This window comes from Hafnia psychrotolerans (assembly GCF_014639435.1).
In the GTDB taxonomy this organism is placed as follows: domain Bacteria; phylum Pseudomonadota; class Gammaproteobacteria; order Enterobacterales; family Enterobacteriaceae; genus Ewingella; species Ewingella psychrotolerans.
This window is the reverse complement of sequence record NZ_BMFZ01000002.1, coordinates 333,770-346,353: the sequence shown is the minus strand read 5'-3', so window position 1 is coordinate 346,353 and position 12,584 is coordinate 333,770. Positions and strand designations below refer to the sequence as shown.

Genomic DNA, 12,584 nt, shown 5'->3' with positions numbered 1-12,584 from the left:
GTTATTTTATCGTTGGCGGATATTTGAGAATGGCAATGTATTCTGCAACCCATGTTCTTCGGATCTTACTCTGAAGTGAATAAGGAATGATTAATCATGTTGAGCTTTGCACCTGAAAAAGTGCCTTTACCTGCCGGGCACCTGATTGGCGGAGAAATCCACGCGGGCGGCAGTGAGCGCCTGCGCGTTAATCGCCCGTCTGACGGACAATTCCTCGGTGAAATTCCCGATGGTGATGCTGCGCTGGTCGACCTGGCTGTGACCAATGCCCATCAGTCGTGGCTGACGAGCGGCTGGGGTACGCGGCCGCCCCGCGAACGTGCAAAAGTGTTGCGCCGCTGGGCTGACCTCATTGAGGAGCAAGGTGAGGAACTTGGCCGCCTCGAAGCGGTGAACTCGACCCGTCCTATTTATGACGTGATGAATCACGAGATCCCTTTCACCGCTGAAGCTATCCGTTTTTATGCCGAATGCTGTGACAAATATAGTGGTGATGTGCTGCCAACACGCAGCAATAGCCTCGGCATGCTGGTGCCTGAACCTTATGGTGTGATTGGAGCCATTACGCCGTGGAACTTCCCGTTATCGATGGCTTCATGGAAACTCGGGCCGGCCTTGGCGGCAGGCAATGCCGTGGTGCTCAAACCTTCTGAGCTCACGCCGTTTTCCACCATCAGACTTGCCGAATTGGCGATTGAGGCCGGTTTACCCGCTGGTGTGCTGAATATTGTGCAAGGCCGGGGCGTCACCTGCGGTAGCGCACTGGTTAATCATCCGCTGGTGCGCAAAGTCTCGTTTACCGGCTCAACCGCGACCGGCGCGCACATTATGAGTCAGGCGGCGTTGAACGGGATGAAGCCAGTGACTCTCGAACTGGGGGGGAAAAGCCCGCAACTGGTGTTTGACGATGCTGGTCATGTCGATGACGTTGCATTGCGTATTTTTCGCGGTTTTACCGTCAACGGCGGGCAGGCCTGTGTCGCAGGCACCCGTCTTGTGGTGCAGTCAGGCATTGCCGATGCACTAATTTCAAAGCTGGTGGCGCTGTGTGACAGCGTTGAGCCAGGTAATACCTGGGAAAGCACCTGCCGCTATGCGCCGATTATCGACGCCCGTCAGGCGAAAAAAATCGAATTCATCGTGCATTCGGCTATTAAAGAAGGCGCGCAATTACTGGCCGGCGGTGAATTCTTTCCCAATACAAATCAAGGCTACTTCTTTAAGCCAACACTGCTGGTGGGTGTTTTAGCCGAGTCTGCCGCCGTGCAGGAAGAAATTTTCGGACCAGTACTGACCATTCAAATCTTTGAAACCGAAGAGCAGGGGCTGGCACTGGCTGAGCACGCTATTTACGGGCTGGCCGCGGGCGTGCATACCCTGAATATTGAACGTGCGCTACGCGCTATGCGTCACCTTGCCGCGGGAACCGTATGGATCAACCGATATGGTCGTTCTGGCGATTTTATTATCCCTACCGGTGGGTTTAACGGCTCAGGTATTGGTAAAGATTTGGGGCGTCAGGCGTTTGAAGCCTGCCTGCGGTACAAAAGTGTGTTGATCGATTTTTAAAGTTTTTACTTCTTTTTACACCACGAAAATACTATCGAGGAAGGAAATTATCATGGCGGTATTTAAACCTAAGTTTATTACGTTCGACTGCTACGGCACGCTGATTAAATTCGACATGGCCGGGGCGGCAAGCGCTATTTTCTCCGATCGCGTTAGCGCTGACGACATGCTGCCCTTCACTAACGATTTTGCCTGTTATCGCTTAGACGAAGTGCTGGGTGCCTGGAAACCTTATGGTGAGGTTGTCTGCCAGGCAATGATAAGAACCTGCAAGAAATGGGGCGTGGAGTATCAGGACAGCGACGGTGCCGGAATTATGGAAGCCTGTGCCACCTGGGGGCCTCACGCTGATGTGCCAGCTGGTTTGGCGACAGTGGCCAAAGCGTTCCCGCTGGTACTGCTCACCAACAGCATGAACGACTTAATCTCTCATCATGTACCGCGCCTTGGCGCACCTATCCATCGCGTCTTTACCTCGGAGCAGGCACAGTCCTACAAGCCAAGAATGCGCGGTTTTGAATACATGCTCGACCAGTTGGGTTGCGGTCCTGAAGACATTCTGCACGTCTCTTCCAGTCTGCGTTATGACCTGATGACCTGCCACGATATGGGGATAAAAAACAAGGTCTGGGTCAACCGTGGCCACGAGCCCGCGAATCCGGCCTATGGCTACACCGAAATCAACGATATCGGTGGGCTGCCCGGCGTACTTGGGCTGTAAGTCAGAGCGTTGTTGCTGAAGGGGCATTGGCACGCAGTCATTGTCGACGTGAAGTAAAAACGTGAATGGGATAAGGCGCAAAACATGAAGCTTGAATCATTTTGGCAGGCAACGGCACCGGTATTTAGCGGTGCGGCAGGGGGTGACCTGCCGAAAAAAACTGAGGTTGTCGTCGTTGGCGGCGGTTTTACCGGTTTGTCTGCTGCCTACAACCTGGCGCTGGCCGGTGTAGACGTGGTCGTGCTCGAAGCGGGGGAGATCCTGAGCCAGGCTTCGGGACGTAACGGCGGACAATGCAATGCCGGTGTAGCACAAAATTTTTCCTCGTTGGTTGACAGCATCGGCCTTGAGCAGGCCTCCATTTACTACCATGCCTACAGCGAGGCGGTGGATTACGTGCAGTCGATTGTAAAAGATGAAGCCATTGACTGCGATTTAATCCGCACCGGTAAACTCAAACTGGCCAGTAAGGCCAGGCATTTCTCTTCGTTGGTGAAAACCTATGAACTGCTCAGGCGCACTGTCGACAGTCAGGTCGAATTGATTAACGCCAGCCAAATCCGTGATGAAATCGGCTCCGATGCCTTTCACGGTGGCCTGCTGCAAAAGAACGGCGGTCAGATGCACATGGGGAAATTCGGCGTGGGGCTGGCACAGGCAGCCGTCAACAAAGGTGCAGTAATTCACGCCAATACCCCGGTAACCGGTTTACAGCAGGTGGACGGCCACCGTTATCGCGTCAGCACGGCACGCGGTGAGATTGACGCAGGTCGTGTGCTGCTGGCGACCGGGACGTCGGATAAAGGGCCGTTTTCGTGGTTTCAGCGCCGTATTGTGCCCGTGGGCAGCTTTATTATTGCGACCGCTCCGCTGAGCGCCGAACAGGTACAGAAGACGTTTGTCCATAATCGCACCTACGTGACCTCCCTCAATATCGGCAATTATTTCCGTACCACCGTGGATAATCGACTTATTTTTGGTGGCCGAGCCCGCTTTGCTATCAGCAGCCCAACCTCGGATGTGCGCAGCGGCAGCGTGCTGCGTCAGGGACTACGCGAATTATTCCCGCCACTTGCAGACGTCAACATTGACTACTGTTGGGGCGGGTTAGTCGACATGACGGCTGACCGTCTACCGCGCGCCGGAGAGCATGAGGGCTTGTTCTATTCGATGGGCTACAGCGGCCACGGGACCCAGATGTCGGTCTATATGGGTAAGGTGATGGCGGCATTGGTTACCGACCAGCCGGTAAGCAATCCCTGGCAGCGCAGCCATTGGGCGGCGATGCCCGGCTACTTTGGCAAACCCTGGTTTTTACCCGTGGCGGGGCTGTATTACAAAGCGAAAGACAAAGTGTGTTAAGTCGGCGGCAACGCGTTATCCCATAGCAGTAATGGCTTTTTTCGGTAAACACCGCATTCGAGGAGATTTCAATGAGTAAATTTCGTAAAGAATCAGGTCCAGTCACACCGAAGTCTGCTTCATCTCTATCAACATCATCACTGTCAGATATCAACATTTCACGCCGTGGCATGATGAAAGTATTCTCTGCCGGAGCGGCGTTAAGCACCGGTATCATCAGCCTGCCAAATAGCGCCTGGGCCGCTGAAGCTAAACCGGTTAAAGGAGGGACACTGCGCGCCGCTGTGTCAAATTCCTCTGCGGCGGATACGCTGGATCCTGCCAGGGCTAACAACAGCGGCGACTACATGCGCCAGTATATGTTTTACAGCGGGTTGACCGAGCTAGACACTCAACTTATTCCGCAAATGGGGTTGGCTGAGTCGATGACCAGCGAGGATGGTCTGACCTGGAGCATTAAACTGCGTCAGGGCGTAACCTTCCACGACGGAAAATCGCTGACCTCGCAGGATGTGATGTTCTCATTATTGCGTCATAAAGATCCCGCCGTCGCCTCTACCGCCATTGCACTGGCCAAGCAGTTTGTCACCGTTAAAGCCGTCGGCCTGATGGAAGTCGAAATCAAACTTGATCAGCCAAACTTTGACTTGCCGTCAATCCTCGGTACGCCCGCTTTCCTTATCGTGCAGGACGGCACGAAAGATTTTAGCAAAGCCATTGGCACCGGCCCTTACTCTTGCAAAGAATTCTCTCCGGGCACGCGTACCCTTGGTACACGCAACAAGAACTTCTGGAAGCCGGGCTTGCCTCATCTCGACCAGGTAGAACTGCTGGGTGTGACAGATCAGGCCGCGCGCGTTAATGCGTTGCTCTCTGGTGAGCTGCACTTTGTCTCTACCATCAGCTCACGCGATGTAAAACGAATCAACGGATCAAACTCATGCTCCGTGCTGGAGAGTAAATCTGGCATGTACAGCGATCTGATCCTGCGTCAGGACGCAGCGATAACCCGTAATCCGGACTTTGTATTGGCCATGAAGTACTTACAGCCGCGTGAAGTCCTGCTGAAGACCGTCATGCAGGGTTTCGGCACCCTTGCCAACGATCATCCAGTTCCGCCATGGCATCCCTTTTTCAACAAGGATCTGCCGCAGCGTCCTAACGACCTCGATAAAGCCAGGTTCTACCTCAAAAAGTCTGGTCTGGTGAAGCCGAGCCTGGAGATTGTGGCGACTGATAATATCGAAGGGTCTGTTGAGGGTGCGCAATTCCTGCAACAGCTTGGTTCACAGGTCGGCATGAATCTGAAAGTTCGCCGCGTGCCCTATGACAATTACTGGTCGCAACACTGGATGAAGCATCCGATCTCTTACGGCTCGGTCAATCCACGTCCCACACTCGATATGCTGTTCAGTCAGTTCTACAAGTCTGATGCGCCTTGGAATGAATCCGGTTGGAAAAATGTGCAGTTCGACCAACTGGTGACAGCGGCACGTGGCGAACGCGATCAGGCCAAGCGCAAGCAGATGTATGGCGACATGCAGGCGCTGGTCTATAACCACTGCGGTACCATTATTCCGCTGTTTATCAGCTCACTGGACGGTTACAGCAATAAAGTTAAAGGGGTGGAGTCTTATCCGTCCGGCATGATGATGGGCTATCGCTTCAGCGAGTTCGTCTGGTTGGCATCGTGATTCGGAGGCGGTAATGAATCAGCTTATCCTTTTCCTTATTCTTCGTCGTCTTGGTTCGGGCATGTTGACGCTGTTTATCGTTTCTGCGCTGGTGTTTGTCATCACCAGCATGCTACCCGGCGATGCAGCCCAGCAACTCCTGGGGCAAGCCGCTACGCCGGAAACGGTGGCAGCCCTACGCGAACAGCTTGGTCTGAACTTGCCGATTTGGACGCGTTATTTTGCTTGGCTCGGCGGTATGTTGCACGGCGATTTTGGTACGTCCTTCGCCAACCATCTACCGGTGAGCCAATTGGTTGCCCAGCGTATTCCCGCCACCTTTGAACTGGCGGGCATCACAACACTGGTATCCGTACCGTTGGCGGTGATTATTGGCATTACGGCGGCGATGAAAAGGGGATCGCTGATTGATCGGATATTAGTGGTTGGCACCATGGCGGTGGTGGCGGTCCCCGAGTTTTTGGTCGCTACCGTCGCTGTTATGGTGTTCGCTGTCCACCTGCGCTGGTTCCCGGCGATGTCACTGGGTTCAGCCGACCAGGACTTTCTCGGTTACCTGCGCAGCTATGCGCTGCCGGTGTTCACCTTATGTTGTGTACTGGTGGCACAGATGGCGCGCATGACCCGCTCGGCCATCATCAACCAGCTCGACAGTCCCTATCTTGAAATGACGCTGCTAAAGGGGGTGCGGCCACTGCGTGCCGTACTGCGTCACGCGTTGCCCAATGCGGTGGGGCCGATTGCCAACGCGATTTCGCTCAGCCTGTCCTATCTGTTTGGCGGCGTGATTATTATCGAAACCATTTTCAGCTATCCAGGACTTGCCAGTCAGATGGTGGATGCGGTGAGCAACCGCGACCTGCCTATTGTGCAACTGTGTGTGATGCTGTTCAGCACCTGCTATCTGGTGTTGTTGCTGCTGGCTGATATCGCCACCATTGCTTTTAATCCCAAGCTGAAAAAATAAGCGACTCTCTACAGAGGACTCAGTGATGCGTAAAATAGTCATGTTGTTGAAAACGGCACTGAACTTCTGGCGCTCGTTATCTATTAGCGGCCGCGTAGGGCTGGTGATGACTCTCTTTTGGCTATGCATGGCGATATTTGGCGGCTGTCTTTCACCTTACAATATTGAAGATATCTCCGGCGGCGGTATCGATGAAGGGTTTAGCCGCGCCTTTCTGCTCGGCACCGACTATCTTGGGCGGGACATGTTGACGCGGGTGCTTTACGGCGCGCGCTATTCGATTGGCCTGGCGCTCTCCGCCGCCGTTCTCGCCAGCGTCTTCGGTACGCTATTAGCTTTGTTGGCCGCCATGTCCGGCAAGTGGCTGGAAGAGTTACTGGGCCGCATCAACGATGCCTTGCTGATTATGCCGGGTAAAATCATGGCGCTGCTGATGGTCGCCGTGTTTGGTTCTTCGCTGCCGATGCTTACCCTCACTGCGATCATCACCTACTGGCCGGGCGCATACCGCATTGCCTACGCGATGGCTTCCAACTTGCGTTCTATGGATTATGTGCAGGCGGCGCATTTGCGCGGCGAAAGCAAACTCTATATCGCGCTGACCGACGTGCTACCCAACATGTTACACCCGATGCTCACTGACTTTGGCCTGCGCTTTGTTTACATCGTGCTGTTGTTAAGTGGCCTGAGTTTTCTGGGACTGGGAGTACAGCCACCTTACGCTGACTGGGGAACCCTGGTGCATGAAAATTTACAGGCGTTATTTGATGGATCTCCGGCAGTGCTGGTGCCAGCCCTGGCGATTGCCAGCCTGACCATTGGCGTCAATCTGTTCATCGACAGCTTGCAATCACGTCGTGCGACCCGGCATGAACTGGAAGAGGAGTTGGCATGAATACCGCTTCAATTAATTCACCGTCTGATGTCAGGGAACTGACGCCGGAAACGCAGTTCGACGCATCGGTTATTGTCAGGGTAAGCCATCTCGAGGTGCAGGCCATCAACGACGGTGACGAGCCGATCGTGCTGGTTTCAGACATCAGCTTTGATGTGAAAAAAGGCGAAGTCCTGGCGCTCATTGGCGAGTCCGGCTCCGGAAAAACCACCATTGCGCTGGCGTTGATGGGTTACGCGCGTCACGGTTGCCGCATTAGTGAAGGACATATTCAACTGGCAGGAACTGACGTCACCCAACTGAGTGCACGTCAACTGAGCCAATTTCGCGGCTCCACCGTGTCATATATCGCGCAGAGCGCGGCGGCTTCGTTTAACCCCGCGATGACGCTAATGGAACAGGTAGTGGAGCCTGTGTTGATTCATGGCACCATGAAACGCGCCGAGGCCGAGAAAAAAGCGGTGGCGCTTTTCCGCGAGCTGGCGCTGCCTTCACCTGAAACTATCGGCAAGCGCTATCCACACCAGGTCTCTGGAGGGCAGTTGCAGCGCGTGATGGCAGCGATGGCGCTGATTGGTGACCCAGAGGTGGTTATTCTCGATGAACCGACCACGGCGCTTGATGTCACCACCCAGCTTGAAGTCTTAAAGACTTTCCGCCGCGTAGTGAAGCAGCGAGGTACCACGGCAATCTATGTCAGCCATGATCTCGCGGTGGTCGCGCAAATGGCCGACAAAATCCTGGTGCTGCTAAAAGGGCGAGTCGCTGAATACGGCACCACAGAAGATTTGCTGCAGCGACCCGCTTCAGCTTATACCCGTAGCCTGCTCGACGCTGCACAACACCTACCGCGCAATAGCCCGTGGCAGCCCGAAGATGCGCCAGTGAGTTGTTTGCTTGAGGTGCGCGAGATGGCTGCCGGATATGGTCCCCTCGATGCGAACGGTCAACCGAAAATCAGCATCCTGCATGATATCAATTTCAAACTCTATCCGGGACAGGCGATTGGTATTATTGGTGAGTCGGGGTCGGGTAAAACCACGCTGGCGTGCGCGATTGCGGGCATGATTGTTCCGAGTCATGGCTATATCTTGTTTAACGGAAGCTACCTGGCTGGCGATATGTCAGCCCGCACCCTAGACGAACTCCGCCGCGTACAGTTTGTGTTTCAGATGGCCGATACTGCGCTTAACCCAAGCCAGACTATTGCGACCATTTTGAAGCGTCCGTTGGTGTTCTTCCACGGACTTCAGGGCATATCGCTCGATGCCCGACTTAAACAGCTTCTCGATCTTGTCCGTTTGCCGCACAGCATTTTGCATCGTAAGCCATGTGCATTGTCTGGTGGACAGAAGCAGCGCGTCAACCTGGCGCGAGCGCTGGCGGCGGAACCGGATCTTATTCTTTGTGATGAAGTGACGTCAGCGCTGGATTCTGTGGTCGCCGCTGCAATTCTGGATTTAATCTCCGAACTGCGTCGTGAACTGAAGGTTTCGTTTCTGTTTATCAGCCATGACCTTCATGCCGTACGCTCCATTTGCGACGACATTATTGTCGTCAATAATGGAAAAATGGTCACTCAGGTCAGCCGTACCGATTTTGACAAGCCCACCAGTCATCTTTACTACGAAAAGCTTAAACGCGCCGTGCCTGAGCTCCGTCAGGGATGGCTTGACGAGCAGGACAGTGACGTGGTTTAACTGCCGAAAATGTAATGGTTTTGCTTATAAATTCATTACCTCAAACAAGCGCCAGGTATTACGTTTCAATAAGGAAAACAGTCGATGCCAGCACCGATTAGATTTGTACAAGACAGTCATCTATTTCCCGACGCGGTTGATGTGGTGGTCATTGGTGGAGGCATTGCCGGTGTCGCTACCGCCTACGAACTCGCGCGTAAAGGGGTTTCTGTGGTTTTGCTTGAGAAGGGATTAATTGGTGCAGAACAGTCCAGCCGCAATTGGGGCTGGTGCCGTCAGCAGAACCGCGACGAGCGCGAACTGCCGCTGTCAATCCATGCTCTTCAGCGCTGGAAAGTGCTTAAAGAGGAGACCGGTGAAGAGCTGGGCTTTCGCAATACTGGTTTGTTATATGCCACCAAACAGCAGGCGGAGATCGACGCCTGGACAACATGGGGAGAGATGGCGAAAAACTACGGTATGCACAGCGAAATTCTTACTGCCGCACGGGCTAAAACGCTCACCACAGGCAGCACCTCGGACTGGTTAGGTGGCGTATATTCGCCGACGGACGGTCACGCAGAACCCTCGCTGGCCGCGCCGGGGTTAGCCATTGCCGCACAAAAGCTTGGTGCACAGGTGTTTCAGCAATGCGCTGTCCGTGGACTCGACGTATCGGCGGGCCGGGTGAGCGGCGTATGGACTGAGCGCGGATTAATCCGCACCAGTTCGGTGGTGTGTGCCGGAGGGGCATGGAGCTCAATGTTTTGCCGCCGCCACGGCATCGATTTACCGTTGGGGAATGTGGTCGGCACCGCGATGCGCACCGCGCCGATCCAGCAAGTGATCAAGATACCGCTCTACACCGAAAGTTTTGCCTGTCGTCCGCAGCTCGACGGCAGCTATACGCTGTCAATCTCGGGAAGAGGGCGATTGGATATCGGTCCACAGGGCTTACGCTATGCTAAAAAGTTTTACCCTACCTTCCTGGCTCGTCGTAAAAATCTCCATGTTCATTTTAGCCCCGGCGCGTTCTTTGAAGGACCGGAGGCCTTGGGGAAATGGCAATTTGATGCCCGCTCGCCGTTTGAACAAATGCGCATACTCGACCCCGAGCCGGACCATGCGATGGTGCAAGAAGGCATTGACGCCATGCGGCGTGAATATCCCGAACTGGGTGCGGTAAAAGTGGTGCAGTCGTGGGGCGGCATGATAGACAGCACGCCCGACGCCGTGCCAGTCATTTCTGAGGTAGAGAAGCTGCCGGGGCTGTTTATTTCTGCCGGTTACAGTGGTCACGGTTTTGGTATTGGACCGGGTGCGGGTAGCCTGATGTCTGACCTTGTGACCGCTAGCACACCGGTTGTCGACCCGACACCTTTCCGCTATAGCCGTTTTAGTGACGGCAGTGATATCAAAAAACCGGGAATGATGTAAATGACTGAACATACTATTCAAACGACACCTCAGGGCGCATCTCAAATCCGGTTGCGTGAGATAACGTCAACCGATCTCCCGGCCTGTCATGCGCTTTCTCAGGCGGTTGAGTGGCCTCATCGTTTGGCGGACTGGGAACTGGCTTTTCAATGCGGAAAAGGGTGGGTGGCTGAGTCCGCCGGTAAAGTGATTGGCAGTGCGCTTTACTGGCAATGGGGCAGTACATACTCCACGCTGGGGCTGGTGATTGTCAGTCCTGACTGCCAGGGCCGCGGGGTAGGCAAAGCGCTACTGAACGCCGTCCTGGCACAGCTTGAAGGCACGACAGTTCGCCTGCACGCCACACCAGAAGGTAAACCGCTCTACGAAAAATTAGGGTTTGTGACTACCGGTAGTGTCTGTCAGCACCAACACCGTGAACTGCCTACCCTTGCTGCACCGATGCTGTCAGGTGATTGCCAGTTCCGGCGATTAACCGCTGAGAATGCCATCACGTTGGCTGAACTTGACGCGCTCTCGAGCGGCATGCAGCGGGCGGTGTTGTACCAGGCACTGTTTGACGCGGCAAACCTGCCACATCTCGAAACAACGCTGATGCTGACTCGCAACGGCCAGCCCGCCGGTTTTAGCATGCTGCGCAAGTTTGGTCGCGGATATACGATAGGCCCGGTGATTGCCGATAACCTCGACGATGCCAAATGCCTGGTCGCCCAGTTGCTAAACGAGAGTGCCGGTCAATTTGTCCGTCTTGACGTGGAGGGCGCGTCAGGTTTGAGCGAGTGGCTTGAAGAACTCGGCCTGCCGTGCGTCGATCGGCCAACGACCATGTATAAACAGGGTGGGCCGTTGGTTTCTCCATCGGGATGGTTTAATTTTTCGCTCATGAGCCAGGCGATGGGTTAAGGGTTAACCCCCAGACTCTGCTTTTTATCGTTCCGAGCCGGTACGGGGTCAGTATCAGCCGTCAGGCCCATTCACCGCGTTTTGAGCACCGGCCGCCGATGCAGGGTGAAATTCAGAGAACAAAGGGAGATTAACATGAGTAATGTTGTCGCCAGTGGTAGTGAATCATTAACCCGTCAACCACTCATCAATGACATTCTGCCGCGCCTGATTGCGCTACGTCATGACCTTCACGCGCATCCGGAACGGGGTTTTAATGAATACCGGACTGCGAAAGTGGTGGCGGATTTTCTCCGAGAACTGGGACTCGAGGTGCACGAGGGGATCGGTAAAGTCGGCGTGGTGGGGGTGTTGCGTAAAGGCAGCAGCGACAGAAGTGTCGGGTTGCGCGCGGATATGGATGCGTTGCCGATCATAGAACAGGGCTCGCCAGAGTACGTCAGCAAACATCACGGTGTGATGCACGCCTGTGGCCATGACGGTCACACCACGATGCTGCTTGGCGCAGCGTGGCTGTTGTCAAACACGGCTGATTTTGACGGTACAGTGAACTTTATCTTCCAGCCAGCCGAAGAAGGGCTGGCTGGGGCCAAGGCGATGATTGACGACGGCCTATTTGCGCGTTTCCCTTGCGACAGTGTTTTCGCAGTACACAATTGGCCTGAGTTGCCACAGGGGATAGCGCAAACCCGTCCCGGCCCCATTATGGCAGCAGCCGATCGCTTCGATATCCGGGTGTACGGCGGCGGCGGTCATGCGGCGCAGCCACACCTTTCTGCCGACACTATGCTGGCCACCAGCGAACTGGTGGTTCAGCTTAATACCATCATTGCCCGCTGTATTGACCCGACTGATCCGGCGTTGTTAACGGTCACGCAGGTGCACGGTGGGTTTTCGCACAATATGATCCCGGCAGAGGCGCATATTACCGGCACGGTACGCAGTTTTGATCTGCGCACGCAGGACATTATCGAAGCCAGCCTGAGACGCATTGCGGCGCACGTTCCCGCTGCACATGGCCTTAACGCTGAAGTAAAATACCATCGTTATTACCCGGCAACAGTGAATACCCCCGACGAGGCTGAAATTGCCTTGCAAGCGGCTAAAAATGCAGGTCTTGATGCCAGCGTAGCCCCGAAGCCCGCGCTGACTTCGGAAGACTTCTCTTTTATGCTGCAGCAAAAACCGGGTGCCTATCTGTGGCTTGGACAGGGTGACGGCAGTACAAAACCGCTGGCCCCCTTACATCATCCTGCCTATGACTTTAATGACCATATTATTCCTGACGGGATAGCGTGGTTTGCGAGCGTGGTGCGAATTCAATTAGCGGTTTCTTTTTAATTTCAACTTTTAATTC

General features: G+C 54.5%; 10 protein-coding genes. All 10 read left to right on the top strand.

Annotated features, from left to right (window positions below):
- Positions 1-96: 96 nt before the first annotated feature.
- Positions 97-1,569, top strand: coding sequence for an aldehyde dehydrogenase family protein (locus IEV89_RS04785; RefSeq protein WP_188470934.1), 1,473 nt, complete (start codon positions 97-99; stop codon positions 1,567-1,569).
- 52 nt (positions 1,570-1,621) lie between these two features.
- Positions 1,622-2,290: a haloacid dehalogenase type II gene (locus IEV89_RS04780; RefSeq protein WP_188470932.1), complete on the top strand. Its 669-nt coding sequence runs from the start codon at positions 1,622-1,624 to the stop codon at positions 2,288-2,290.
- An 84-nt stretch (positions 2,291-2,374) separates the two neighbouring features.
- Positions 2,375-3,652: an NAD(P)/FAD-dependent oxidoreductase gene (locus IEV89_RS04775; RefSeq protein ID WP_188470929.1), complete on the top strand. Its 1,278-nt coding sequence runs from the start codon at positions 2,375-2,377 to the stop codon at positions 3,650-3,652.
- A 71-nt stretch (positions 3,653-3,723) separates the two neighbouring features.
- On the top strand, positions 3,724-5,346 hold the full coding sequence (locus IEV89_RS04770) for an ABC transporter substrate-binding protein (RefSeq protein WP_188470927.1): 1,623 nt from the start codon (positions 3,724-3,726) through the stop codon (positions 5,344-5,346).
- Between the two features lie 13 nt (positions 5,347-5,359).
- On the top strand, positions 5,360-6,313 hold the full coding sequence (locus IEV89_RS04765) for an ABC transporter permease (protein WP_188470925.1): 954 nt from the start codon (positions 5,360-5,362) through the stop codon (positions 6,311-6,313).
- A 25-nt stretch (positions 6,314-6,338) separates the two neighbouring features.
- Positions 6,339-7,208: an ABC transporter permease gene (locus tag IEV89_RS04760; protein ID WP_188470922.1), complete on the top strand. Its 870-nt coding sequence runs from the start codon at positions 6,339-6,341 to the stop codon at positions 7,206-7,208.
- On the top strand, positions 7,205-8,908 hold the full coding sequence (locus tag IEV89_RS04755) for an ABC transporter ATP-binding protein (protein WP_188470920.1): 1,704 nt from the start codon (positions 7,205-7,207) through the stop codon (positions 8,906-8,908). The genes IEV89_RS04760 and IEV89_RS04755 overlap by 4 nt, the downstream gene beginning before the upstream one ends.
- Positions 8,909-8,992: 84 nt before the next feature.
- Complete coding sequence (locus IEV89_RS04750) at positions 8,993-10,324, top strand: NAD(P)/FAD-dependent oxidoreductase (protein ID WP_188470918.1); 1,332 nt, start codon at positions 8,993-8,995, stop codon at positions 10,322-10,324.
- Positions 10,325-11,227: a GNAT family N-acetyltransferase gene (locus IEV89_RS04745; protein ID WP_188470916.1), complete on the top strand. Its 903-nt coding sequence runs from the start codon at positions 10,325-10,327 to the stop codon at positions 11,225-11,227.
- A gap of 198 nt (positions 11,228-11,425) precedes the next feature.
- The gene (locus tag IEV89_RS04740; protein ID WP_229746386.1) at positions 11,426-12,568 is read left to right on the top strand and encodes a M20 aminoacylase family protein; all 1,143 of its coding nucleotides are present in this window, start codon (positions 11,426-11,428) and stop codon (positions 12,566-12,568) included.
- The last annotated feature ends 16 nt before the right edge of the window (positions 12,569-12,584 follow it).

Bases quoted from the DNA above. Each gene is read 5' to 3' on its own strand.
- IEV89_RS04785 (WP_188470934.1), top strand. From the start codon at position 97: ATGTTGAGCTTTGCACCTGAAAAAGTGCCTTTACCTGCCGGGCACCTG.
- IEV89_RS04780 (WP_188470932.1), top strand. From the start codon at position 1,622: ATGGCGGTATTTAAACCTAAGTTTATTACGTTCGACTGCTACGGCACG.
- IEV89_RS04775 (WP_188470929.1), top strand. From the start codon at position 2,375: ATGAAGCTTGAATCATTTTGGCAGGCAACGGCACCGGTATTTAGCGGT.
- IEV89_RS04770 (WP_188470927.1), top strand. From the start codon at position 3,724: ATGAGTAAATTTCGTAAAGAATCAGGTCCAGTCACACCGAAGTCTGCT.
- IEV89_RS04765 (WP_188470925.1), top strand. From the start codon at position 5,360: ATGAATCAGCTTATCCTTTTCCTTATTCTTCGTCGTCTTGGTTCGGGC.
- IEV89_RS04760 (WP_188470922.1), top strand. From the start codon at position 6,339: ATGCGTAAAATAGTCATGTTGTTGAAAACGGCACTGAACTTCTGGCGC.
- IEV89_RS04755 (WP_188470920.1), top strand. From the start codon at position 7,205: ATGAATACCGCTTCAATTAATTCACCGTCTGATGTCAGGGAACTGACG.
- IEV89_RS04750 (WP_188470918.1), top strand. From the start codon at position 8,993: ATGCCAGCACCGATTAGATTTGTACAAGACAGTCATCTATTTCCCGAC.
- IEV89_RS04745 (WP_188470916.1), top strand. From the start codon at position 10,325: ATGACTGAACATACTATTCAAACGACACCTCAGGGCGCATCTCAAATC.